The 24,000-nt window shown below is 75.1% G+C and carries 15 protein-coding genes and 1 riboswitch; of the genes, 9 read left to right on the forward strand and 6 right to left on the reverse strand.

Translation table 11 applies throughout. The features are described 5' to 3' along the window. The first annotated feature begins 49 nt into the window (after positions 1-49). The 5 genes from OG309_RS19395 (at position 50) to OG309_RS19415 (ending at position 6,172) form a co-directional block, all read left to right on the forward strand. The gene (locus tag OG309_RS19395) at positions 50-1,084 is read left to right on the forward strand and encodes a PLP-dependent cysteine synthase family protein (RefSeq protein ID WP_329422523.1); all 1,035 of its coding nucleotides are present in this window, start codon (positions 50-52) and stop codon (positions 1,082-1,084) included. Next, on the forward strand, positions 1,081-2,340 hold the full coding sequence (locus tag OG309_RS19400; protein ID WP_329422524.1) for an MFS transporter: 1,260 nt from the start codon (positions 1,081-1,083) through the stop codon (positions 2,338-2,340). The genes OG309_RS19395 and OG309_RS19400 overlap by 4 nt, the downstream gene beginning before the upstream one ends. 106 nt (positions 2,341-2,446) lie before the next feature. Further along, complete coding sequence (locus OG309_RS19405; RefSeq protein ID WP_402544775.1) at positions 2,447-3,721, forward strand: PP2C family protein-serine/threonine phosphatase; 1,275 nt, start codon at positions 2,447-2,449, stop codon at positions 3,719-3,721. Between the two features lie 201 nt (positions 3,722-3,922). Next, positions 3,923-4,068, forward strand: a riboswitch (cyclic di-AMP (ydaO/yuaA leader). A gap of 12 nt (positions 4,069-4,080) precedes the next feature. Continuing rightward, positions 4,081-5,160: a M23 family metallopeptidase gene (locus OG309_RS19410; RefSeq protein WP_329422526.1), complete on the forward strand. Its 1,080-nt coding sequence runs from the start codon at positions 4,081-4,083 to the stop codon at positions 5,158-5,160. A gap of 64 nt (positions 5,161-5,224) precedes the next feature. Continuing rightward, positions 5,225-6,172, forward strand: coding sequence for an aldo/keto reductase (locus OG309_RS19415; protein ID WP_329422528.1), 948 nt, complete (start codon positions 5,225-5,227; stop codon positions 6,170-6,172). A gap of 58 nt (positions 6,173-6,230) precedes the next feature. Here OG309_RS19415 and OG309_RS19420 read toward each other — a convergent pair whose 3' ends face one another. The 4 genes from OG309_RS19420 to OG309_RS19435 all read right to left on the reverse strand — a co-directional run bounded on the left by OG309_RS19420 (position 6,231) and on the right by OG309_RS19435 (position 11,387). Then, complete coding sequence (locus OG309_RS19420) at positions 6,231-7,613, reverse strand: PrsW family intramembrane metalloprotease (RefSeq protein ID WP_402544773.1); 1,383 nt, start codon at positions 7,611-7,613, stop codon at positions 6,231-6,233. 86 nt (positions 7,614-7,699) lie between these two features. Next, on the reverse strand, positions 7,700-8,419 hold the full coding sequence (gene trmB, locus OG309_RS19425; RefSeq protein WP_443067638.1) for a tRNA (guanosine(46)-N7)-methyltransferase TrmB: 720 nt from the start codon (positions 8,417-8,419) through the stop codon (positions 7,700-7,702). 261 nt (positions 8,420-8,680) lie between these two features. Then, positions 8,681-9,883 carry an L-2-hydroxyglutarate oxidase gene (gene lhgO / locus OG309_RS19430; RefSeq protein WP_329428443.1) on the reverse strand — a complete coding sequence of 401 codons (1,203 nt, stop codon included), beginning with the start codon at positions 9,881-9,883 and terminating at the stop codon, positions 8,681-8,683. 73 nt (positions 9,884-9,956) lie between these two features. After that, complete coding sequence (locus OG309_RS19435) at positions 9,957-11,387, reverse strand: MFS transporter (protein ID WP_329422529.1); 1,431 nt, start codon at positions 11,385-11,387, stop codon at positions 9,957-9,959. Positions 11,388-11,981: 594 nt separating this feature from the next. On the opposite strand from OG309_RS19435, the gene OG309_RS19440 reads away from it, so the two are divergent. Both OG309_RS19440 and OG309_RS19445 read left to right on the forward strand, forming a co-directional pair. Continuing rightward, a complete protein-coding gene (locus OG309_RS19440; protein WP_329422530.1) occupies positions 11,982-14,090 on the forward strand; it encodes an asparagine synthase-related protein in 2,109 nt (702 codons plus the stop codon). Positions 14,091-14,230: 140 nt separating this feature from the next. Further along, entirely contained in the window at positions 14,231-17,437 is a 3,207-nt protein-coding gene (locus OG309_RS19445) for an ATP-binding protein (RefSeq protein WP_329422532.1), read from the forward strand. Between the two features lie 46 nt (positions 17,438-17,483). On the opposite strand, the gene OG309_RS19450 is transcribed toward OG309_RS19445, so the two are convergent. Both OG309_RS19450 and OG309_RS19455 read right to left on the reverse strand, forming a co-directional pair. After that, positions 17,484-19,496 (reverse strand): sigma-70 family RNA polymerase sigma factor, encoded by a 2,013-nt coding sequence (locus OG309_RS19450; RefSeq protein WP_329422533.1) that lies wholly within the window; start codon positions 19,494-19,496, stop codon positions 17,484-17,486. A 231-nt stretch (positions 19,497-19,727) separates the two neighbouring features. Beyond that, positions 19,728-20,486: a TetR/AcrR family transcriptional regulator gene (locus OG309_RS19455; RefSeq protein WP_329422535.1), complete on the reverse strand. Its 759-nt coding sequence runs from the start codon at positions 20,484-20,486 to the stop codon at positions 19,728-19,730. A 338-nt stretch (positions 20,487-20,824) separates the two neighbouring features. Between OG309_RS19455 and OG309_RS19460 the strand changes: the two genes are divergently transcribed. Together OG309_RS19460 and OG309_RS19465 are read left to right on the forward strand one after the other, a co-directional pair. Then, a complete protein-coding gene (locus OG309_RS19460; RefSeq protein WP_329422537.1) occupies positions 20,825-22,216 on the forward strand; it encodes an NAD(P)/FAD-dependent oxidoreductase in 1,392 nt (463 codons plus the stop codon). Between the two features lie 106 nt (positions 22,217-22,322). Beyond that, entirely contained in the window at positions 22,323-23,999 is a 1,677-nt protein-coding gene (locus OG309_RS19465) for an ATP-binding SpoIIE family protein phosphatase (protein WP_329422539.1), read from the forward strand. Position 24,000 lies beyond the last annotated feature (1 nt).

Here is a 24,000-nt window from a genome sequence, read left to right on the forward strand (position 1 = left end):
CGCACGCCCCGGACGCCGGGGCTGCCCCACCCCAAGGACGCTACCCCCCATGAGCAATCCCGCCCACCTGATCTCCGTGGCCCGGCAGACCGTCGGCAACACCCCCGTCCTGTGGATGGACGACGGGTACTGGGCCAAGCTGGAAGGCTTCAACTTCGGCGGCATCAAGGACCGCGCCGCCCTCCACATGGTCGAGCAGGCCCGCCGCCGCGGGGAGCTGCGGCCGGGCGCCCCCATCGTCGAGTCCACCTCCGGCACCCTCGGGCTCGGGCTCGCGCTCGCCGGGATCCTGCACGGGCACCCCGTCCACGTCGTCACCGACCCCGGCCTCGAACCGATCGTCGAGCGGATGCTCACCGCCCACGGCGCCCACGTGCACGTCGTGCCCGAGCCCAGCCCGGACGGCGGCTGGCAGCAGGCCCGGATGGACCGGGTCGCCGAACTGCTGATCGCCCTCGACGGGGCCTGGTGGCCCAACCAGTACGGCAACCCCGACAACCCGCAGGCCTACGGCGGGCTCGCCGCCGAGCTCGGCGAGCAGCTGGACCGGGTCGACGTGCTGGTCTGCGCGGTCGGCACCGGAGGCCACTCGGCCGGCATCTCCCGCGCGCTGCGCGCCACCACCAGCCCCGCCCTCGAACTCGTCGGGGTGGACTCCATCGACTCCACCGTCTTCGGCCTCCCGGCCGGCGAGCGCCTGATGCGCGGGCTCGGCTCCTCCATCCACCCGGGCAACGTCGACCACGCCGCCTTCGACGAGATCCACTGGGTGGGTCCCGCGGAGGCGGTACGGGCCGCCCGGCGGCTCGCGTCCCGGCAGTTCGCCACCGGCGGCTGGAGCGTGGGTGCGGTCGCGCTGGTCGCGGGCTGGCTGGCCCGCACCCGGCCGCGCGGCACCCGGATCGCGGCGGTCTTCCCCGACGGGCCGCAGCGCTACTTCGACACCGTCTTCAACGACGAGTTCTGCGCGGCGCACGGGCTGCTCGACGGCCCCGTACGGGAGGACCCCGCCGGGTACGCCGAGGGCGAGCCGGTCCGTGGCTGGACCCGCCGGGTGCTGGACCGGGCGGAGCGGGTCCGTTGAGCACGACGACCGCGCCGCCCCCGGGCGGGATCTGGAAGCAGAGCCGCACCTTCGACCCGGCCGTGCGGCTGCTCTTCCTGAACCAGCTCACCATCAACCTCGGCTTCTACATGCTGATGCCGTACCTGGCCGCCCACCTGGCCGACGGCCTCGGGATGGCGGCCTGGGCGGTCGGGCTCGTGCTCGGCGCGCGGAACCTGTCCCAGCAGGGCATGTTCCTCGTCGGCGGCGCGCTCGCCGACCGGCTCGGCTTCAAGCCGCTGATCGTCGCCGGGTGCGCGCTGCGGACGGCCGGCTTCGGGGCGCTCGCCTTCGCGCAGTCGCTGCCGATGCTGATCGCCGCCTCGCTGGCGACCGGCCTGGCGGGGGCGCTGTTCAACCCCGCGGTGCGGGCCTATCTGGCGGTGGAGGCGGGGGAGCGGCGCGTGGAGGCCTTCGCGCTGTTCAACACCTACTACCAGGCGGGCATCCTGCTCGGGCCGCTCGTCGGGGTGGCGCTGACCGGGGTGTCGTTCCGGCTGACGTGCGTGGTGGCCGCGGTGCTGTTCGCCGGGCTCACCCTCGTACAGCTGCGGCACCTGCCCGTGCGGAAGGAGCTGCCCGCGGGGGACGGGCGGGAGCGGGGGCAGTTCGGGACGGTGCTCGCCAACCGGGTGTTCTGGCTGTTCTCGCTGGCGATGACCGGTTCGTACGTGCTGTCGTTCCAGGTCTATCTGGCGCTGCCGCTCGCCGCGGACAGCACGGCGGTGACGACGGCGCTGTTCGTGGTGTCGGCGGTGGTGGCGCTCGTCGGGCAGCTGCGGATCACCGCCTGGTGCAAGCGGCGGCTCAGCCGGGAGCGGTGTCTGGTGCTCGGGCTCGGGCTGATGGGCGTGGCGTTCCTGCCGCCGGCGCTGCTGGGCGGCGGCCGTTCGCTGCCGGGGCTGCTGCTGTGCGCGGCGCTCCTGGCGGCGGCGAACGCGGTGCTCTACCCGTACGAGATGGACACCGTGGTCGCCCTCGCCGAGGGCCGCTGGGTCGCCACCCACTACGGGCTCTACAACACCGTCTGCGGGATCGGCATCACCCTGGGGAACCTGGGCACGGGAGCCCTGCTCGACCTCACCGGCTGGTCGTCGGTGCCCTGGCTGACGCTGTGCGCGGTCGGTCTGGGCTGCGCGGCGGCGATGGCGGCGCTGTCCCGGGGCGGGCGGCTCGCCGTCCGGCCGGCCGTACGCCAGTCGGCCGCGCGGGAGTCGCCGACGGGCACCGGCTGACCTCACCCTGGGGAGGGCGCGGGTCCTCCCGTCGCCCTCGGGCCGGGCCCGGTGCTCCAGGCGGGCCCGGGGCCGGGCGGGCCCAGGTCCAGGCGGGAGAGCAGAGGTGGCGCGAGCAGCGGTGCGGCACGGGCCTCCCGGCGGGGCCGGTGGTGCGGGCGGTGACGGGGGACGGGGGCCGTTTCCCGTCGCCCGTCGCTTCATCCGCGCCCTTCCCCCGCTGATCATCGTGGGCGGTGTCTGCTTCGACCTGGCGACTCCGCCCGAGTACACCGCGGCGCCGCTGTTCTCGGCGGCGCCGCTGATCGCCGCCCCCTTCTTCTCCACGTTGACGACGTTCCTGACGGGCGTCGCCGCCGTGCTCGCGAGCATCGGCCTGCACGTGTACAACGGCACGGTCAGTCGTGTCTCCTCGCTCACCGAGACGCTGACCGTCCTCACCGTCGCGGCGCTCGCCATGCTGATCAACCGGGTGGTGCGGCGCAGCGGCGAGCGGCTCGCGTCGGCGCGGGTGATCGCGGCGACGGCGCAGAAGGCGGTGCTGCCGACGCCCGCCGAGCGGATCGGCGGGCTGCAGATCGCGGCCCGGTACGAGGCGGCGCAGGCCGACGCGTTCATCGGCGGCGACCTGTTCGCCGTCCAGGACACCCCCTACGGGGTGCGGCTGGTCGTCGGCGACGTGCGGGGCAAGGGGCTGGACGCGGTGGAGGCCGTCGCCGTGGTCATCGGCGCCTTCCGGGAGGCGGCCGAACTGGAGCCGACGCTGGAGGGCGTGGCGCAGCGGCTGGAGCGGGCGCTGGACCGGGAGGGCACGCGGCGGGACGGGCTCGACGCCTTCGAGGGGTTCACGACGGCGGTCCTCGCGGAGATCCCGCGCGCGGACGGTGGCGGCGGTGTCGTGCGGGTCGTGAACCGGGGGCATCCGGAGCCGCTGCTGCTGTACGGGGACGGCGGGCTCGACCGGCTGCAGCCGACCGAGGCCGCGCTGCCGCTGGGGATGGGGGAGTTGGCGGTGTGGCCCGACCGGGCCGACGAGACGCCGTACCCGGCGGGCGCGACGCTGCTGCTCTACACGGACGGTCTCTCGGAGGCACGGGACGGGCGCGGGGTCTTCTACGATCCGGCGGAGCGGCTCGCGGGGCGGCTCTTCCCCGGCCCGGAGGAGCTGCTGGACGCGCTGGTGGCGGATGTGCGGCGGCACACCGGCGGGGGCTCGAACGACGACATGGCGCTGCTCGCGGTGAGCCGCCCGGCGGCGGGACAGCCGGAGCGGCGACGGACGATGCCGGTGGTGCCGCCGGAGGGGGCCGCGGAGACGTCTCCCGGGGGGCTTCCCGGGGGGCCTTCAGGGGCGCCTCCCGAGGGTGGTGACGGGACGTAGTCGAGGGGTGTCGCTCCGATAACAATTGATACAACGTCAGATTCCCGATGTGACGCGGATCCTGCCTGACCAGGGGTCAACTCGGGCCATTCCCTCTCAATCCAGCTAATGATCAAGGGGGACGGCTTGGAATCGGGAGGCCGTGTCTATTAACGTTCGATAACGCAGCGCGGTCGTCACAGCCGTCGCAAGAGACGGCACCGTGCGCGCGCGCCGAATCCCGCAAGGGAACCGGGGAACCACCACTTGGGGTGAATCGGGCCACGTCGCACCCGTGCGGCACACCCGTAGGAGACCTTCCTGCTCCGAACCCGTCAGCTAACCCGGTAGGCGAGAAGGAAGGAAAGGAGAGCGCCTCCGTGGCGTCCAACACCCCTGCTCCCGAAGCCCCCTTCGACTCATTCGGCACTCACGGTGCCGCGGGCACGGGCGGGGAGGAATGGAACCCCACCGAGGACTCGCTGCGGGCCCAGAACCGCTCCGGCGGCCGGCACCGGGTCGTCAAGCAGCGCTCCAACTTCGCCCGCTCCTCCACCGTCCTCGGTGTCGGCGTCATCGCCGCCGTCGGCGCGGGCGGCCTGGCCACCGCGCAGGAGAAGCCCCCGGTCGCCATCGCCCTGCCGGACCTCGACCTGCCCGACGCCTCCGAACTCCCCGGCATCGGCGACCTGATCGGCGGCAAGGACAAGAGCTCCGGCGACAGCGCCCAGGTCACGAACAACGCGCAGCCGCTCACCGCCCTCACCTACACCGCGCCCGCGGACAGCACCTCCGCCGCCGCGCCCGCGGGGACCAAGCAGCAGACCGCCGACGCCGGCGAGGCGCTGCGCGCCCGCATCCTCCAGCAGGCCGAGCAGCAGCAGGCCGCCGCCGACACCGCCGAGAAGGAGGCGGCGCAGAAGGCCGCCGCCGAGAAGGCGGCGACGGAGGCCGCGGCCAAGGCAGAGGCGGCGGAGAAGGCGGCGGCCGAGGCGAAGAAGAAGGCCGAGGCGGAAGCCGCGGCGAAGGCCGAGGCCGAGCGCCTGGCCAAGCTGGCCGCCAGCTACTCGCTGCCCACCTCCTCGTACACGCTGACCTCCACCTACGGCGAGGCCGGCTCGATGTGGTCCTCCGGCTACCACACCGGCCTGGACTTCGCCGCGCCCACCGGCACCCCGGTCAAGGCCGTCCACAGCGGCACCGTGAAGTCGGCCGGCTGGTCCGGCGCGTACGGCTACCGGATCGTCCTGGAGCTCGAGGACGGCACCGAGGTCTGGTACTGCCACCTGTCCTCGATGACGGTCGGCGCGGGCCAGTCCGTCGGCACCGCCGACACCATCGGCCGGGTCGGCGCCACCGGCAACGTCACCGGCCCCCACCTCCACCTGGAGGTCCACACCCCGTCCGGCGGCGGCATCGACCCGGCGGGCTGGCTGCGCTCGAAGGGCCTCAGCCTCTGACGTCCGGCCGGACGTCACCCGCGGAAGCGGAATAGGCCCGGCCACGCGGGGGGTTGACCACCTCATGACTTCTCTCCGCAAGCTGGGCTCCTCCGACCTGCACGTCTTCCCGCTCGCCCTCGGCGGCAACGTCTTCGGCTGGAGCGCCGACGAGGCGCAGTCCTTCGCCGTCCTCGACGCGTACACCGCCGCGGGCGGCAACTTCGTCGACACCGCCGACCTCTACTCCGCGTGGGCCGAGGGCCACGAGGGCGGCGAGTCCGAGACCGTCATCGGCCGCTGGCTCGCCTCCCGCGGCAAGCGCGCCGACGTCCTCGTGGCGACCAAGGTCGGCGCCCACCCCCGCTACAAGGGCCTGAGCGCGACCACCATCAAGGGCGCCGCCGAGGAGTCGCTGCGCCGCCTCGGCACCGACTACATCGACCTCTACTACACGCACTTCGACGACGAGTCCGTGCCCGTCGAGGAGATCGTCACCGCGCTCGACCAGCTGGTGAAGGACGGCAAGGTCCGTGCCGTCGCCGCCTCCAACATCTCCCCGGAGCGGCTGCGCGCCTCCCTCGACTTCGCCGAGGCCGAGGGGCTCGCCCGCTACGTCGCCCTCCAGCCGCACTACAACCTGGTCTCCCGCGAGACCTACGAGGGCGCCCTCCTGGAGACCGCCGAGCAGGCCGGCCTCGCCGCCGTGCCGTACTTCGGGCTCGCCTCGGGCTTCCTCACCGGCAAGTACCGCCCGGGCACCACCGTCGCCAGCGTCCGCGCCGAAGGGGCGGCCAAGCACCTGGAGACCGAGCGGGGCCAGAAGGTGCTCGCCGCGCTCGACGCGGTCGCCGAGGCCCACGACGCCGAGCCCGCCACCGTCGCCCTGGCCTGGCTCGCCTCCCGCCCCACCGTCGTCGCCCCGATCGCCTCGGCCCGCACGGTCGAGCAGCTGCCCGCCCTCGTCGCGGTCGCCGAACTGGAGCTGACGGCGACCGAGCTGGCGGCGCTGGACGAGGCCTCGGCGGTCTGATCCGCGCTCCCGCCCGCCGGGCACCGCGTCCGGTCCGTCCGCCCCGCCGGCTGCCGTACTAGCTGCGGTACGGGTTGTAGCCGCCGTAGTCCAGGTACTGCGGCGGCGCCCAGACCCGGCCCGTGGCCCGCGCGGCGTGGGTGAGCGCGGGCGAGGCCACCTGCCTGCGCTGCCACAGGTGGTGCAGCAGCTCCTGCTCGCGGGCCGCGAAGTCCGGGGCCGCCTGGCCGCGTCCGGCCCGGTGGCGCAGGAAGGCCAGGGTGGTGGCGAAGGCCTCGTACTCGCCGACGGCCTGCGCGGCCGGCTTCCCGTACGTACGGGCGGCGAAGCCGCGGGCCAGCGCGCGGGCCCGCATCGAGGAGAGCGCGAGCGGTTCGTCGTGCGCGAGCCACCCGGCCGTCGCGTAGGCCGGGAGCTCGCCGGATATCGTGCGCAGCTCCTTCTGCCGGCTCCATATCGCGAGCCAGGTCAGCAGGGCGAAGACCGGGACCATGAACATCCCGTACACCGCGAGGAACGCCAGCGGGTGGAAGGACGCCGAACCGTTCCACAGGGCGTGCATGCCCATGCCGAGCACGAGGCCGGCGAGCGGGAACAGCACCAGCCGGGTGCGGCGGAACCGGGCGCCGGGCGCCAGGGCGGCGGCGAAGCCGAAGCCGAGGCCGGTGAGCGAGGTGAACAGCGGGTGGGCGAACGGCGACATGATGATCCGGACCAGGAAGGTCCCGAAGGTCATGGAGCCGAGACCGGTGGAGCCGATCTCCTGGTCCTCGCCGAAGGCGTTGCCCAGATAGAGGATGTTCTCGGTGAAGGCGAAGCCGGTGGCCGTGAACCCGGCGTAGACGAGGCCGTCGACCGGGCCCGTGAAGTCCCTGCGGCGGAAGAGGAAGAGCAGCAGCACCGCCGCGCCCTTGGCGGTCTCCTCCACGACCGGGGCGACCGCGGTCGCGCCGAGGGTGTCGGCGGAGCCGGGGTCGGCGGTGGCGCTGCTGATCCACTCCACCGCGAAGGAGTTGGCCAGGATCGCCACCAGCGTGGAGGCGAACGCGCCCCAGGCGAGGGCGAACAGCAGGTTCTTCCAGGGGGCGGGCTCGACCCGGTCGAGCCAGCGGAACGCGGCCATCAGCAGCGGCACGGGCAGGACCGCGAGGCCGAGACCGACGAGGAAGCCCTCGGTGCCGGTCTCCTCCCGGACCAGCGCGAGGATCGCCAGGGCGCACAGCGCGAGCAGGGTGATCAGGGTGATGGCCCGCAGCAGCTTGCTGCGCCAGAAGGCGCGGCGCGGCTTGTACCGCCACTTGGAACGCTCCGGGACCGCCGCGAAGTCCGGCTGGTCGGTCTCCAGGGCGGGCACGGGTGCGGGCGCGGGGATGACCGCCTTGGCGGGGGCCGGGGCGGGGGCGGGCTCGGTGGCAGATCCGACGATCGGGTTCGACGACACGGAACGACCCTAACGAGCGTCACCGACACCGGCGAGGGAGTTCCCGCAGCCTGTGGAAAACCCGCCCTCGCCGGTGCGGTGCGAGCTCAGCGCCTGCGGAACAGCAGGTCGTGGACGACGTGTCCCTTGTCGAGGCCCTGCCCCTCGAACCGGGTCAGCGGCCGGTACCCGGGCCGGGGCGCGTAGCCGCCGTCGGCCTGGGTGTTCTCGAAGTCGGGGTGCGCGCTGAGCACGTCCAGCATCTGCTCCGCGTACGGCTCCCAGTCCGTGGCGCAGTGCAGCACGCCGCCGGGCTTGAGGCGGGGCGCGAGCAGCGTGAGGAAGTCGGGCTGGATCAGGCGCCGCTTGTGGTGCCGCTTCTTGGGCCAGGGGTCCGGGAAGTAGACCCGGCAGCCGTCGAGGGACTCGGGCGTGAGCATCTCGCGCAGCAGGATGATCGCGTCGCCGTTGGCGACCCGGACGTTCTCCAGGCCGTTGCGGTCGGCGAGCCCGAGCAGGTTGCCCTGGCCGGGGGTGTGGACGTCGACCGCGAGGATGCCGGTGCCGGGGTCGGCGGCGGCCATCTGCGCGGTGGCCTCGCCCATGCCGAAGCCGATCTCCAGGACGACCGGCAGCCCGCCGAACATGTCGGTCAGGTCGAGCCGGCTCTGGCCGTCGATGTCGAGGCCCCAGTCGGGCCACCGCTTCAGCATGGCCTCGGCCTGGCCCGCGGTGACGCGGCTGCGGCGCGGCTGGAAGCTGCGGATCCGCCGCTCGTAGTGCGAGCCGGCCGGGTCGGGCAGGGGACCCTCGCCCGGTGCGAACATCCGGCTGCCGAGCCGCGCGGCGCGCTGGTCGGCCCGGATGCGGTCGGCGGGGGTGGTGTGCGGGTGGTTCTCTGGCTGCTCAGACACAATGCGCCGATTCTACGGCGCGCCCGGGCGTGTGGCGGGGGCACCGGAGGGGCGGCGGCGGGGCCTGGGGCGGGCGTCCCGGGCGTCGGGGCGGTGTCCCGGGCGTCGGGGCGGTGTCCCGGGCGTCGGGGCGGGCGCCCCGGCCACCAGGGGCGGTCCGCACGGCGCCGCCCGCTACAGCAGCGCCAGCGCCCGGCCCGCGACCTCGCGGCCGATCGGCAGGGAGGCCGTCGCCGCCGGGGACGGGGCGTTGAGCACGTGGACCGTGCGCACGGACTCGCGGATCAGGAAGTCGTCCACCAGGGTGCCGTCCTTCAGCACCGCCTGCGCCCGCACGCCCGGCTTCGCCCGGCGCAGGTCGCGCTCCTCGACGATCGGCAGCATCCGCCGGACCGCCTCGGTGAAGGCGCGCTTGGACAGGGAGCGGTGCAGCTCGCCCGCCCCGTAGCGCCAGTGCGCCCGGGCGATGGCCCAGCTGCCCGGCCAGGCGAGGGTGCCGGCGAGCTCGCGCGGGCGGACCACCGACCAGCCGTAGCCCTCGCGGGCGAGGGCCGGGACCGCGTTCGGCCCGACGTGGACGCCGCCGTCGATGCCGCGGGTGAGGTGCACCCCGAGGAAGGGGAAGGCGGGATCGGGCACCGGGTAGACCAGGCCGCGCACGAGGGAGGGGTCGGCCAGCTCGTAGTACTCCCCTCGGAAGGGGACGATCCGCATCTCCGGGTCGTCGCCCGCGAGCCGCGCCACCCGGTCGCAGTGCAGCCCCGCGCAGTTGACCAGGACCCGCCCGCGCACCACCCGCCCGGCGGCCGTGCGCACGGCGACACCCCAGGGGCGCCGGTCGACGGCCGTGACCGCCGATCCGTACAGGATCCGCGCCCCGGAGGCCTCGGCCAGCTTCGCCGCGACCGCGCCGTAGTCGACGATGCCGGTCGTGCCGACGTGGATCGCGGCCACGCCCCGCACCCGAGGCTCGTACTCGCTGATCTGCGCCGGGCCCAGCTCCCGGACCGGGATCCCGTTCTCCCTGCCGCGCTGGACGAGCGCGTGCAGCCGGGGCAGCTCCTCGCGGTCGGTGGCGACGATCAGCTTGCCGGTGACCTCGTGGGGGATGCCGTACTCGGCGCAGAACTTGACCATCTCGGCCGCGCCCTCGGCCGCGAACCTGGCCTTGAGGGAGCCCGGCCGGTAGTAGATGCCGCTGTGGATCACACCGCTGTTGCGGCCGGTCTGGTGGCGGGCCGGGGCGTGCTCCTTCTCCAGGACGGTGACCCGGGTGCCCGGCGCGGCGCGCGTGATCGCGTACGCCGTCGACAGACCGACGATCCCGCCGCCGATCACCAGCACGTCACAGTCGTAGTCATAGCGGACAGACACCAGCGCCACCTCCCACCCCTGATAGTGCACTGGCCCACTGACAATCCCGCTAAACCGTTCCTGTCTGGGACGCGCGTCACGCCGGTGCCACGAGGAGCGGGCGGGCCCGCTCCCGGAGCTCCATGACCCGGGGCTCGTCCCCGTACGGTTCGAGCCGGGTCAGCAGGTCCCTCACGTACTCGGTGGTGCGGGCCGAGGAGATCCGCCCGGCGACCTCCACCGCGCGGGTGCCCGCGGCGCAGGCCGCGTCCAGGTTGCCCGACTCCAGCTCGGCCACCGCCGACACCACGAGCCGCAGCCCGTGCGAGCGCACGAACTCCTCGGTCGGGCGCGACAGGGCCTGCTCGGTGAAGCGCCGCACCTGGCGGGGCAGCTTCAGGTCCCGGTAGCACTCGGCGGCGTCGGCGCAGAAGCGGTCGTACGAGTAGAAGCCGAGCCACGTCGGGTCGGCGTCGCCCTCCCGGGAGCGCTCCAGCCAGCCCTCGGCCGCCTTCAGCGCGGCGGCGGCGGCCACCCCGTCGTTCGCCTTGGCGTGCGCCCGGGCCTCGACGAGCCGGAAGAACGACATGGTGCGGGCGGTGGCGAGGCCGCGGTTGCGCTCCAGCGCCGCCTGGGCCAGGTCGACGCCCTCGTCGGCGAAGCCGCGGTAGGTCGCCTGGAGCGACATGGAGGCCAGGACGTACCCGCCGAGGGGGACGTCGGCCGCCGCGCGGGCGAGCCGCAGCGCCTGGATGTAGTAGCGCTGGGCGGCCTCCTGCTGGCCGGTGTCGAAGGCCATCCAGCCGGCCAGCCGGGTCAGCTCGGCCGTCGCGCCGAACAGGGCGCGCCCCACCTCGTCCGAGTAGGAGCCGAGCAGCAGGGGCGCCGCGTCCACCCTTAAGCACTCGGGCACCATGGAGGAACGCCAGTCGCCGCCGCCGTACTTGGAGTCCCAGCGGCGGGCGTCCTCGGCGGCCTCGCGCAGCTTGGCGACGTCGCTGTGCCCCACCCGGGTGTGGTCGCCGGGCTCGCCCGCCGCCTGCGGGCGCACCGCCTGGCGCTCCACCGACGGGTCGGCGGGCGTGATCAGCCAGCGCGAGGCGGGCGTCGCGTACGCGCTCACGGCGAAGGAGCCGGCGAGCGACTGCCAGATCCCGCCGCCGCCCCGGCGGCCGGCGAAATCCAGCCGGTACAGCTCGGTGGCCGAGCGGACCGCCTCGCCGACGTCCCGCGGGAAGGCGAGGCCGACCTCGGGCGCCGGGTCGGCGTCGGCGAGCCCGATCTCGTGCAGCGGCACGGGCCGGCCCAGCTTCTGGCCGATCGCGGCCGCGATCAGGTGCGGGGCGGCGCCCTGCGGCACCATGCCCTTGGACACCCACCGGGCCACCGACGTCTTGTCGTAACGAAGCGTCAGGCCCCGCTGCGCACCGAGATCGTTGACGCGCCGGGCGAGCCCGGCATTGCTGATTCCCGCGAGGGCGAGAACCGTGCCGAGCTTTTCGTTCGGCCCGCGTTGCTCCCTGGACATGACGCCACCCCTCGACACGACACCCAGAAGGCCGCCACGACGCCGGGCATAGGCGTGCGGCATTCGTAAACACAGCGTAGTTCGCCGCATCCCTACCGTTAAGGGGCGGTGTTCCGTATGGCGAGATTGTTGTGTGATGGGCTGAGCGGTCCGGTCGCGGGGGCCGGTCGTGCTCCCGCCGTGTGGCCGTGCGCCCGCCCGTGCGCTCTCGCCGGTCCCCGGGGGGAGCGCTTCCATGAGTGCTGCGTGGGTCGGCCCACTTGGCCGAGGACCGTTGTCCGGGTCCGGTGGGCTGGGGGACACCGCCGCCCCATTCCCCGCGGGCGGCGGACGGCTCCGGGAGGCGACCGCCTCCCGGACTGCCGCGAGCTCCCGCCACGCCGGGAGCCCTCCCCAGGGAGGGTCTCCGGGCCGTCCTCGGGCCGCGGCCGAGTCGAGAATGGCCGAAACCCGCCGGTCGTCCACCGGTCGTCGGGCGGCGTCGGGGCCGGATACAACTGGCCCATGCCAGGGGCGCATTCGCCCCCTTGTGATGCCTCCTGCGCGCCCTCGGCATGGCAGCATGTCCTCCACTCGACCTTTGTGGAGGCGGCGATGCGGTGGCTGGTGGGCTGGAGCAGTGTCGCCGCGCGGTTCGGCGCCCCGCCCGGCTCCGCCGGGACCGTCGGCGACCCCGCCGAGGGGCGCACGGTGCACCCGGTGGGCGCGCAACTCCTGTGGGGCGACCCCGATCCGCTGTGGGCGGTCGGGGACTGGCGGCCCGACGAGGTGCGCCTGGTGACCGTCGACGAACACACCCGCATCGCCGTGCTCGGCTGCTGCGCGGCGAGCGACGACGAACTGCGGCGCGGACTGCTCACCGCGCGCGGGGGCGCACTGCGGCACCTGACCGCGTGGGCGGGCGGTTACACCGCCGTCGTGAAGGCCGGCCGCCGCATCACCGTCACCGGTGACCTCGCCGGCGCCCGGCCGGTCTTCCACACCCCCTGGGCGGGCGGTACGGCGTACGGCACGGCGGCCCTGCCGCTCGCCGACCTCACCGAGGCCCAGCTCGACATCGGACACCTGGCGGCCCTGCTCGCCTGCCCCGAGACCCCCGAGGCACTCCGCGACTCCACCCCGTACGAGGGGGTGCGCCGGGTGCCGCCCGGGCACGCGCTCATCCTGCGCGAGGGCTCGCGCGAGATCACCGGCTACGACCCGGTCGCCTCCCTCGCCGTGGCCGCGCCCGAGGCCGACCCGCGGCAGGCCGTGGAGGGGGTGCGGGACGCGCTGGTCGAGGCCGTACGGGCCCGGCTCACCGCCCCCCGGCACGCACCCGAGACGCCGCTGCCCGACCCGGGACCGGTGCCCGGGATGGGACCCGCCGACCGGCGCGCGGCCCGCGGCGGCGGCCCCGCCCCCGGCATCGGCGCCGACCTGTCCGGCGGCAGCGCGTCCGGCACCCTCGCCCTCCTCGCGGCGGGCCTCCCGGGCGTCCCCGGCACCCTCCTCGGGCACGGCACCGGAGCGGGCGAGCGCCTGCTCGCCGTCACCTTCAACGACCTGGCCGGCGCGGGCAGCAGGGACGAGCTCGCCCGCGCGGGGGAGATCGCGGCCAACCCGCGGCTGCACCACGTGGTCGTCGCGGCCGGCGAGGAGGCCCTGCCGTACGCGGAGCTCGACGGGCCGCTCACGGACGAACCGGGCCCCTCTCTCGTGTCGGCCGACCGGCACCGCAGGCGGCTCGCCGGGGGCAGCGCCGACCACTTCACCGGCTTCGGCGCCCGCCAGGTCCTGGACGCCCACCCGGCGCGCCTCGCCGACCTGCTGATGGACCGCCGGCGCCGCTCCCTGGTGCGCCCGGTGACGGCGCTCGCCAAGGCGACCGGCCCCTCGGCGGGGGCGCTCCTCGTCCCGCTCCAGGTGTACCGGGCGGCGCGCCGGCTCGCCCGTACGCCCTACCGCACCGGTCTGGAGGCCGCCGCCACCCGCGTCCTGGAGGCCAACCGGGCGCCCAACGGGGCCTACGGCCCCCTGGAGGCGTCGCTCTCCGCCCTCGCCTGGTCCCGGCCGGGTCCCGCCGCGCGCTGGCTGACGGGCGAGGCACTGGCCGAAGTATCGGTTCGCCTGAACCGGGCGGCGACCCTGCCGGCCTCCGTCCAGCGCCCCGGTGAGGCCCGCGCCCGCGCCGCCCTCGCCCGCGCGGCGGCCGACCACCGCGTCCTCGAACAGGCCGCCGAGATCCGCAGCCAGCGCCTGCACGCCCCCTTCCTGGACAACCAGGTCGTACGGGCCTGCCGCGACCTGCCCGAATCGCTGCGGGTCCAGCCCGACGCCCGCGCCACGATCCTCCGCACCGTCCTCGCCGGCGCCGGCATCCGCGACCTCCCGACCGGCTGGGGCGCCCCCCACTCGGCGGTCCCCGCCGCCACCACCCGCACGGGTCTGCGCGCCGCGCTCCCGCACCTGATCGCCCTCTTCGACGCCCCCCTCCTCGCCGACGCGGGCCTGATCGAGGCCCGCGTCGTCCGCCACGCCCTGCGCGCCGCAGCCGACGGCGAGCAGGTCCCCCTCGACGGTCTCGCCGACCTGGTCTCCACCGAGCTCTGGCTCCGCCGCCTCCTCGCCCGCCGGGGCTCCTGCTGGACCGGCACGGCGGCCCCCCGTCACCGGGCGGTACCGGGACCCCTGATCCCGTCGGCGCGGTCGCTTCCCGCGTGAGGGCGACCCGGGCAGCCGGAACGGGGGAGGGGTGGTGCCAGCCACGGGGCCCGACACCTCGGGGCTCCGACCGCCCCCTGCGCGCCCCTCTCCGGGTAAACCCCGAGGCGCCCCGCACCCCCAGCCGCGACAATGTCCCGGTGCGGTACCTCATCCTCGGCACCACCGACGCCCTCGACGCCCACGGCACCCCGCTCCCCCTCGGCGGGGCCCGGCTGCGGGCGCTGCTCGCCGCGCTCGCGTTGCGCGGGGGGCGGGCCGTGTCCGTCGGGGAGCTCGTCGACGACGTGTACGGGGACGAGCCGCCGCACGACGCGCAGGCCGCGCTCCAGGCACTCGTCGGGCGGCTGCGCCGGGTGCTCGGAAAGGACGCCGTCGCCTCCGGTCCCGGCGGGTACCGGCTGGTCGCCGGGGCCGAGGACATCGACCTGTACGTGTTCGAGCGGCACGTACGGGACGCCGGCGCCCGGCTCGAAGCGGGGGACGCCGGCTCCGCCGCCGCGCTCCTGCGCACCGCCCTCGCCCTCTTCCGCGGCCCCGCCCTCGCCGACCTGCCCGAGCCGGCGGGCGTGCGCCCCGAGGCGCAGCGGCTCGCCGCGCTCCGGCAGCGCGTCGAGGCCGATCTGCTGCGCGGCGCCACGACGGGGCTCGTCCCGGAGCTGACCGAGCTCACCACCACGTACCCCTACGACGAGACCTTCCACGCCCAGCTCGTCCGCGCCCTGCGCGCCGAGGGGCGCCCGGCCGACGCGCTCGCCGCCTACGAGGAGGCCCGCCGCACCCTGGCGGACGGGCTCGGCACCGACCCGGGCCCGGAGCTCACCGCCCTGCACGCCGAACTCCTCTCCGGCGAAGGGCCCCCGGCCCCCCGGACGCCCGCCGCCCCGGCCGCCGCCCCCGGCAACATCCGCCCCCGGCTCACCTCCTTCGTCGGCCGCGAGCCCGAACTCGCCGCGCTCCGGGCGGAGCTCGACCGCTCCCGGCTCGTCACGCTCACCGGACCCGGCGGCTCCGGGAAGACCCGGCTGGCCGAGGAGGCCGCCCTCCAGGCCGTCGGCCCCGCCGCGTGGAGCGCCGAACTGGCCCCGCTCGACGACCCCGACGCCGTGCCGGGCGCCGTCCTCTCCGCCCTCCGCCTGCGCGAGACCAAGCTGATCGCCCGCGACGGCCAGCCCGTCCACGACGACCCCACGGCGTACCTCGTCGAGCACCTGGCCCACCGCCCGCTCCTGCTCGTCCTCGACAACTGCGAGCACGTCATCGGAGCCGCCGCCGCCCTCGCCGAGACCCTCCTCACCCACTGCCCCGAGCTGCGCATCCTCGCCACCAGCCGCGAACCCCTCGGCGTCCCCGGCGAGTCGGTCCGCCCCGTCGAGCCCCTCCCGCCGCACCCCGCCCACCGGCTCTTCGCCGAACGCGCCCGCGCGGTGCGGCCCGGCTTCCGCGTGGAGGACGATCTCGCGGCCGTCGACGAGATCTGCCGCCGCCTCGACGGCCTTCCCCTCGCCATCGAGCTCGCCGCCGCCAGGCTGCGGCTGCTCACCCCGCGCCAGATCGCCGACCGCCTCGACGACCGCTTCCTCCTCCTCACCTCCGGCTCCCGCACGGTGCTGCCCCGCCAGCAGACCCTGCGGGCCGTCGTCGACTGGTCCTGGGAGCTGCTCGACACCCAGGAGCGCGCCCTGCTGCGCCAGGCCTCCGTCTTCGCCGGCGGCTGGGACCTGGCCGCCGCCGAGGCCCTGGCCCCGGAGACCTCCGCCGACACCCTCTCCGTGCTCGGCGCCCTCGTCGAGAAGTCGCTGGTCGTGGCCACCCCCACGGACGACGGCGAGATGCGCTACCGCTTCCTGGAGACCATCCACGAGTACGCGGTGGAGCGCGCCGCCGAGACCCCGGAGCTGCTCGCCGCCGCCGAGACCGCGCACACCGCCCACTTCACGGCCCTCACCGAGACCGCCGAACCCCTGCTGCGGTCGGGGGAGCAGCTGCCCTGGATCGCCCGGATCGAGCGCGACCTCGACAACATCCGCGCCGCCCTCCACCGCACCACCGTCACCTCCCCCGACGAGGCCGCCGCCCACCGGCTGGTCTTCGCCATGGGCTGGTTCTGGTGGCTGCGCAACTACCGTCCCGAAGGCCTCGGCTGGGCCGAGCGGGCGCTCGCCCTCGGCGAGGACCCGCCGGAGCGCACGGACCCGCGCTTCTGGCCCCGGATGCGGCTGCGCATGCTGCACTTCTTCCTCGGTGTGGAGAGCGGGGACATCGGCGACTTCCGCGAGGATCCGGAGGCCGCCGCGCTCGTCGCCCGCGTGCGGGCCGCCTTCGCCACCGACCCCGGCCCCGAGTCCGCCCGCTTCCCCGGGCTGCTCTGGCCGCTCACGGCCTACCTGACCGACGCACCCGTGGACGTCCGCGCCCTCCTGGACATCGGCGTCGCCAACGCGCGCCGCCACGGCGGGGCGTGGGAGACCGGCGTCTGCCTGATGTTCCGGGCCCACATGGCCGTCGACATGCCCGGCGGGATGGCCGGCGTCGACGAGGACCTCGCCGAGCTGCACGTCCTCTCCCACGAGGTCGGCGACCGCTGGATGCGGGCCCAGGTGGCCAGCGCCGCCGGTGAGGCCAGCATCATGCGGGGCCGGTACGCGCAGGCCCGTGAGGCGTACCAGGAGGGGCTGGCCCTGGCCCGCGAGGTCGGCGCGCACGCCGAGGCACCGTTCCTCATGGCCCGGCTCGCCGAGCTCGACTTCCGCGAGGGCGACCCGGCGGCCGCCACCCGGGGCCTCGACGAGGCGGAGGCCGAGGCCGAGCGCCTGCACACGGGCGACACCCGGACGTACGTCGGCTTCCTGCGCGCCTTCATCGCCCTGTACGAAGGCGACCTGCCGGCCGCCCGCCGCCATGTGGAGGAGGCCGGGGCCCTGGTCGCCGGGGGCAGCCCGCCGCCGCACTTCCTGGCCGTCGTGTCCGGGCTCGCCGCCCGCATCGAGGCCCACGAGGGCGGCGGCCGGGCCGCCGTCGGCTCCGCGGCGGCGGCGCTGCGCGGCGCCCGGGACGCGATGTGCTCCGAGTTCATCACCGCGGGCCTCGCCGAGGGCCTGGCCACCGCCCTCGCGCTGGCCGGGGAGCCCGCCGTGGCGGTCCGGGTGCTGGGCGCCTGCGACGGGTGGCGGACGGAGATCCCGCGCGGAAGGGCGGAGCTGCGCGAGACCGGGACCGTCATGGACCGGGCCCGCGCCGAACTCGGCGACACGGCCGCCGCGACCCACCGCGCGTCGGGGCGGGGCCTCGGTGTCGACGAGGTCCTGGCGCTGGTGGAGCCGTACGGGACGGGGACGGCGGGGTAGGCCCCCTCCAGAGGAGTGGGCCTACTGGGCCCCTGCGACCTCCGCCTCAGTCGCAGCTGATCTGCGACTGCGCCCAGTCCGCGACCGCCGCCCGGCCGAACGGCGTGTGCTCCTCGACCACCAGGCGGATCTGGCGGCGGCCGTCGATGCCCACGTGTACGGGGACCGGTGCGTCACCGGGGCGGATCACCTCGGAGCGCCACAGGCGTTCGCCGTCGCCGTAGACGGCGAAGCGGACGCCGCCGACCTGCTTGAACGGCAGGGTGATGTCGTCGATGCCGACGACCGCGTCATAGCTGGTGCATTGCCGGTTGAGGTCGATCAGCAGCGAGGACGGGGCGTGCACGCTCACGCCGTGCGCGTAGCGGGTGGAGTCCATGGAGAGTCCGGAGCGCTGCCACATCCAGCTGCTCTCGCTCAGGCTGACCTCCGGCTTGGTGCCGTCGCCGAAGATCCCGTACTCCAGCCGGTTGACCTGGTAGACGGCCGGTGGCGCGGGCGGCGTCGGCTTCGCCGAGGCCTTCGGGGGCGTGGGCCGGGGTGTCGGCTTCGGGGCGGGCGTGGGGGTGGGCGTCGGCCGGGGGCTCGGCTTCGCCGTCCTCGCCGGGGTCGGCTTCGGCGTGGGCTTCGGCGCGGGCTCCGGTGCGGGCGGCGGCGCCTGTACGGGCGGGGGAGTCGGCTTGGGGGTCGGCTTGGGCGCGGGCGGCGCCGGTTCGACGGGGGCGATGACCGAGGGGGTGGCCGCGGGCTGGGCGACCGGTTCCGGCTCGGCCCCGGTCAGCGCCCAGACCAGACCGGCGGTCGCGGCGACGGCGGCGACCGCGGCGATCCCCGCCTTCGCGGGGATGCCGAGCCCCTCGGCGGCAGCGGCGGACGAGGCCCCGGCCGAGCCGGTGGTGGCACCCGCCCCCGCGCCCGTGGCCGCCGCGGCGGCTCCGGCCGCGCCCGCCCCGGCCACCCCTCCGGCGACGACACCGGCGGCCTTGAGCGAGTACCCGGCGGCGAACCAGCCGATGACGGCGATCGGCAGCAGCGCGGGGATGCCCGCGTTCACGTGCGCCAGCTCACCGGCGGCCAGCCGGCACTTGGCGCACTCGTCGAGGTGCTTGCGCAGCCCCCGCTCGGCCCGCATCCGCAGCCCGCCGCGCGCGAACGCGCCGAGCCGGTCGGCGTAGCGGGCGCAGTCGCCGCCGGCGGTGAGCGACTGGCTGACGTGCGCCTGGAGATAGGCCTGCTTGAGCCCTTCGCGGGCCCGGCTGGCGAGCACGGCGGTCGCGTTGGCGGTCAGGCCGAAGAGCGGGGCGACCTCGCTGGGCGACTCCTCCTCGACCGTGGTGTGCCACAGCACCGCCTGCCAGCGCTCCGGCAGCGACCGGAACGCCTGCATGGCCATGGACTGTTCGGCCTCGTGCATGGCCAGCACGTCGGCGCCGAGGTCGAGGCCCGCTCCGAACGTGGCGGTCTGGTCGGGGACCTCCGAGCCGCGGGCGGACTCGGCGGCGAACACCGCGAAGTCCTCGACGAGGTGCTCGCGCTTCTGGGTCTTCGTCCAGGTCGCCGCGACCCGGCGGACGGTGGTCAGCAGGTAGGCGCGCACGGCCTGTTCGGGCCCGGCCCCGCCGCGTACCGCCTGGAGGGTGCGGGCGAAGACCTCGGCGGTCAGGTCGTCGGCGGTGTGCGCGTCCCGGCAGCAGGTCCTGGCATAGCGGCGCACGGCGTCGGAGTGGCGCCGGAACAGCTCCTCGTACGCGCTGTCGTCGCCGTCCCGCATGAGCTGGACGAGCTCGGAGTCGGAGGGCGGCAGGTCGTGCGGCGGCAGTACCGAGTCGTGCTCGTCGGCGGTGAACGGCGCGCCCGTCCCGGTGTGGACGCCGCCCTCGCGCTGCTGCGGCACGCTCGGCTCGGGGGCCGGCGCGGCGCCGGATCCGGCACCCAGGGGCCCCGCACCGGCGGCGGCGCCGATCGGTCCGCCCTGACTGGGCACCTGAGCGGAGGACGGGCCTCCGGTCTCCGTGGTGCCACCGGCGCCCGGCGTCTCGTCCCGACTGTCACCGCTCATCGCGGAAGCCCCCGTATGCACGCTCGGACCCGAACTCCGGCCAAGCCTGCCACAGAGCGCGGGCACGCCGAACCCCCGCGTCCACTTACCACTCGTCCGGGGCGACTTCCCGACTCGGGGCGTAACCGCTCACCCGTTCGCGTGCGGGTCGGCGGTCACCCGGACCACCGACCCGTCACCCCGGTGTTCGACTCGGAGCGTGCTCTCCGAGGGACGTGTGCCTACCGCTGCCTACCGCGAGCGCAGACCCTCCAGCAGGATGTCGAGCAGCCGCGACGAAGCCGCCGCCTGCTGCGCCGCGTCCGGCAGCGCGGGCGCCGCGGTGGCGATGACCAGCAGCACGTCGGACACCGTCACGTCCGGCCGCAGCTCACCCGCCTCACGCGCCCGGCCCACCAGCCGGCCCACGACCTCCAGGAGCTCCGCGGCCCCCGCGTCGTCCTGCTCGGCCGCCGGCACCGCGCGCGGCACGGTCACCCGCTGCTCGGCGAGGTCCCCGTACCCGTTCACGGCGGGAGCGCCGGGCGCCACGGAGACGCGCTGCGCCGGAACCCGCGCCGCGTCCTCCGGCGCACCCGCCGGAAGCAGCACGTCGTCCACGCCCACCCGCAGCACCTGCGGCGGCAGCAGCCGGCCGGCACCCGAGGCGACCGAGGTGCGCAGGAACCGGGAGAGCGCCGACCACGGCTCGTCCTCCTGGCCGAGAGCGGTCCGCGCCTGCTCGGTGAGCCGCGCGGTCTCCTCCTCGGCTATCCGCCTGACCAGCACGTCCTTGCTCGGGAAGCGCCGGTACACCGTGCCGACACCGACCCGGGCGCGGCGCGCCACGTCCTCCATCGGAGCCCCGTAGCCCAGCTCTCCGAAGACCTCGCGCGCGGCACGCAGGACGTGCTCCAGATTGCGCTGCGCGTCCACGCGCAGCGGCGCCGACCGCCCGTTCGGCGCGCTCTGCGCCGTACGGAGCTGCCCATACGAATCCTGAATCTGCATAAGCGTTCCCCCGCTCATGATGTCTCCCCCCGGAGACTCCCCGCCCTGACACGGAGCTCCGACCGCCTCGCGCTCTTGGTCCACGCACAGCGATCCGACACTCCGACGAGGTACGAACATAGTTGAGTCCGGGTCAATTCAGAAGGGGCAGTTCCGTACGGTGCGCCCCCCGATCGGAGCAAGGACCGGAACCCTCCCGATTCCGACCCCACGGCCCACCGGCCGCCCCCACCCTGACCTGCGGAGTTCACCACCGGCGCACCCCTTTCGCCACCCCACGCCTCCGCCCCGCTCCGGTCACACAATTTGCCGGGCCTGTGGACAAACCCCGAACGACGATGCGTCATGGGACAGTGACCGAACCTGTGCGCATTCTCGTTGTCGGCGGTGGCTACGTCGGGATGTACACCGCGCTGCGCCTCCAGCGGCAGCTCAAGGCCGAGCTGAGAAGCCGCACGGCCGAGATCGTCGTGGTCACGCCCGAGCCGTACATGACCTACCAGCCGTTCCTCCCCGAGGCCGCCGCCGGCTCCATCTCCCCGCGCCACGTCGTCGTCCCGCTCCGCCGGGTCCTCGACCGCTGCCGGATCGTCATCGGCGAGGTCCACTCGGTCGACCACGCCAAGCGCACGGCCACCCTGTCCACCCTCGCCACCGACGAGGAAGGCACCGGGCACGTCCACCTCGGCTACGACGAACTCGTCATCGCCCCCGGGTCCGTCTCCCGCACCCTCCCGATCCCCGGCCTCGCCGACCACGCCATCGGCTTCAAGACCGTCGAGGAGGCCATCGGCCTGCGCAACCACGTCATCGAACAGATGGACATCGCCTCCTCCACCCGCGACCCCGCGATCCGCGACGCCGCCCTCACCTTCGTCTTCGTCGGCGGCGGCTACGCGGGCGTCGAGGCCCTCGCCGAGCTGGAGGACATGGCCCGCTACACCGCGAGGTACTACCACAACATCAAGCCCGAGGACCTGCGCTGGGTGCTCGTCGAGGCCTCCGAGCGGATCCTCCCCGAGGTCGGCGAGGAGATGGGCCGCTACGCCGTCCGCGAGCTGCGCGCCCGCAACATCGACGTCCGCCTCGGCACCCGCCTCGACTCCTGCGTGGACCGCGTCGCCGTCCTCAGCGACGGCACCCGCCTGCCCACCCGCACGGTCGTGTGGACGGCCGGCGTCAAACCCGCGCCGCTCGTCGCCGCCACCGACCTGCCCCGCGACGAACGCGGACGGATCCGCTGCACCGCCCGGCTCACCGTCGAGGGCGTCGAGCACGCCTGGGCCGCCGGCGACGCCGCCGCCGTCCCCGACGTCACCGCAGGGGAGCCCGGCCGCGCATGCGCCCCCAACGCCCAGCACGCCGTCCGCCAGACGAAAGTGCTCGCCGAGAACATCGCCGCCTCCCTGCGCGGCGCACCGCTCAAGGAATACGCACACGAGTACGCCGGCTCCGTAGCCTCGCTGGGCCTCCACAAAGGAGTCGCCCACGTCTACGGCCGCAAGCTCAAGGGCTACCCGGCCTGGTTCATGCACCGCGCCTACCACCTCAGCCGGGTCCCCACGTTCAACCGCAAGGCCCGCGTCCTGGCCGAATGGACCCTCTCCGGCCTCTTCAAACGCGAGATCGTCTCCCTCGGCTCACTGGAACACCCGCGCGCCGAATTCGAACTCGCCGCCGCACCCCCACCCGCGCCCAAGCCGTCCGGCGAGGACGAGCCCTCGGGCTGACATCACTGTCAGTGCACTCGTCCACACTGGACGTGTGACCATAGGTGGGCTCACACCTGCACAGAGTGACTCTGCACGGCAACCACACCACGAGGCATACAGATCCGTGAACTTCACCCGTTGGAGCGCCCGGCTCCCCGGTACGCAGCGCCGCGCGGCGCGGGGGACCGAAGGTTCCGTGCCCGCTGCCCGCGGTGAGTACGGGCAGCAGCTGGAGCATCCCGCCGCCGAGGCGACGGACGCCACAGACGCCGCCGAGCCCGGCGGCACCGCCGAGGTCCCCGCCCTGGAGGACTTCACCGTCCGGGAGATCGTCGGCCGGCTCCCCGGCCTCGTCGCGCTCGTGTACGGCCCGGAGCACCGCATCGCGTACGTCAACGACGCCTACGCGGCCGCCTTCGGCCCGCGCCCCGCCGGCGCCACCGTCGCCGCCACCTGCCCCGAGGCGGAGGAGCTCGGCCTGCTCCCCCTCATGGACCAGGTCCTGCGCAGCGGCAAGCCCCGCACGGTCAAGTCCCGCCGCACCCACGACGGCGGCTCCTACACCGTCACCTGCCTGCCCGTCGAGAGCCCGCGGCTCCCCGACGGCGGCGTCCTCGTCCACGCCGCCGACGTCACCGATCACGCCGAGGCCGCCGAGCGGCTCCGCGCCAGCGAGCGCCGCCACCGCGAGACCGCCGTCACCCTCCAGCGCTCCCTGCTCCCGCAGGAGCTGGAGCAGCCCGACGACCTGCGCATCGCCGCCACCTACCAGCCCGGCGTCGCCGACGCCGCCGTCGGCGGCGACTGGTACGACGTCATCACCCTCGGCGCCGGCCGCACCGCCCTCGTCATCGGCGACGTCATGGGCCGCGGCGTCCGCGCCGCCGCCGTCATGGGCCAGCTGCGCACCGCCGTCCGCGCCTACGCCCGCCTCGACCTGCCCCCGCACGAGGTGCTCCAGCTGCTCGACGGCCTCGCCGCCGAGATCGACGCCAGCCAGATCGCCACCTGCGTCTACGCCGTCCACGACCCCAACGAGGGCCGGCTGGTCTACTCCTCCGCGGGCCACCTCCCGATCATCGTCCGCGACGAGGACGGCACCGTCCGCCGTGCCGAGGGCCCCACCGGACCCCCGCTCGGCACCGGCGGCTGGCTCCACACCTCCGGCACCATCGCCCTGCCGCCCGGCTCCACCGCCGTCCTCTACACCGACGGTCTGGTCGAACGGCGCCGCGAGGACATCGACGAGGGCGTCGCCGCCCTGGAGCGCGCCCTCTCCGGCGCCACCGGCACCCCGCAGGTCGTCTGCGACCGGCTGCTCCGCTCCCTCGGCGTCACCGCCGAGCACGACGACGACGTCGCCGTCCTCGTCGTCCAGCACCCCGCGCGCCGCGGCACCGACGCCGAGCTCTTCCACAACGCGGCCCTGGAGCTGCTCGGCGGAGTCGAGGCCGCGCCGCGCGCGCGGGCCTTCGCCTCCGGGGTGCTCGCCAGCTGGCGCTTCCCGGTGGAGCTGTGCGACCTCGGCGTCCTCGCCACCAGCGAGCTGGTGGCGAACTCCCTCCAGCACGGCACCCCGCCCATGCGCCTGCGGCTGCGCCGCACCGACCGCCGCCTGATCATCGAGGTCACCGACGGCGACGACCACCTGCCGCGCCGCCGCAGGGCGGAAACGGAGGACGAGGCGGGTCGCGGGATCTCCATCATCGCGACGATCGCCTCGTCCTGGGGGAGCCGCCGCACTCCGGGCGGCGGCAAAGCGGTGTGGTGCGAGTTCGCCCTGCCCGACCAGCCCTCATAAG

The sequence above is a fragment of the Streptomyces sp. NBC_01268 genome, from assembly GCF_036240795.1.
Classification (GTDB): domain Bacteria; phylum Actinomycetota; class Actinomycetes; order Streptomycetales; family Streptomycetaceae; genus Streptomyces.

Excerpts from the sequence above, each read along its gene's own strand:
- OG309_RS19395 (WP_329422523.1), top strand. The coding sequence starts at position 50 with ATGAGCAATCCCGCCCACCTGATCTCCGTGGCCCGGCAGACCGTCGGC.
- OG309_RS19415 (WP_329422528.1), top strand. The coding sequence starts at position 5,225 with ATGACTTCTCTCCGCAAGCTGGGCTCCTCCGACCTGCACGTCTTCCCG.
- trmB (WP_443067638.1), bottom strand. The coding sequence starts at position 8,419 with ATGTTCGCACCGGGCGAGGGTCCCCTGCCCGACCCGGCCGGCTCGCAC.
- OG309_RS19435 (WP_329422529.1), bottom strand. The coding sequence starts at position 11,387 with ATGTCCAGGGAGCAACGCGGGCCGAACGAAAAGCTCGGCACGGTTCTC.
- OG309_RS19440 (WP_329422530.1), top strand. The coding sequence starts at position 11,982 with ATGCGGTGGCTGGTGGGCTGGAGCAGTGTCGCCGCGCGGTTCGGCGCC.
- OG309_RS19450 (WP_329422533.1), bottom strand. The coding sequence starts at position 19,496 with ATGAGCGGTGACAGTCGGGACGAGACGCCGGGCGCCGGTGGCACCACG.
- OG309_RS19455 (WP_329422535.1), bottom strand. The coding sequence starts at position 20,486 with ATGCAGATTCAGGATTCGTATGGGCAGCTCCGTACGGCGCAGAGCGCG.
- OG309_RS19460 (WP_329422537.1), top strand. The coding sequence starts at position 20,825 with ATGCGTCATGGGACAGTGACCGAACCTGTGCGCATTCTCGTTGTCGGC.